Source organism: Streptomyces pyxinicus, from assembly GCF_024753135.1.
Lineage (GTDB): Bacteria > Actinomycetota > Actinomycetes > Streptomycetales > Streptomycetaceae > Streptomyces > Streptomyces pyxinicus.
Map to the genome: position 1 here is coordinate 1 of NZ_JANUGP010000078.1, position 578 is coordinate 578.

Genomic DNA, 578 nt, shown 5'->3' on the forward strand with positions numbered 1-578 from the left:
AGGACCGCCGGGTTGGAGGACGGGAGTTCGTTGTAGGTGCCGAGTCCGAAGGCGGGGTTCTGCTTGCGGATCTCGATCATGCGGCGGGTCCAGTGCAGCAGGCTGGACGGGGAGGACATGGAGGCTTCGACGTTGGTGACCTGGTAGCCGTGGACCGGGTCCATGATCGTCGGCAGGGACAGGCGTCCCGGGTCGCAGGACGAGAAGCCGGCGTTGCGGTCGGGTGTCCACTGCATGGGGGTGCGTACGGCGTCGCGGTCGCCGAGCCAGATGTTGTCGCCCATGCCGATCTCGTCGCCGTAGTAGAGGATCGGTGATCCCGGTAGGGAGAGCAGCAGGGCGGTGAACAGCTCGATCTGGTTGCGGTCGTTGTCGAGCAGCGGGGCCAGGCGCCGGCGGATGCCGATGTTGGCGCGCATCCGCGGGTCTTTCGCGTACTCGGCCCACATGTAGTCGCGCTCTTCGTCGGTGACCATTTCGAGGGTCAGCTCGTCGTGGTTGCGCAGGAAGATGCCCCACTGGCAGTGCGCGGGGATGGCCGGGGTCTTGGCCAGGATCTCGGAGACCGGGTAGCGGGA

General features: G+C 66.8%; 1 protein-coding gene. It reads right to left on the reverse strand.

The features are described 5' to 3' along the window. On the reverse strand, positions 1-578 hold a 578-nt coding region (locus NX794_RS35810; RefSeq protein WP_258783892.1), incomplete at both ends, for an alpha-amylase family glycosyl hydrolase.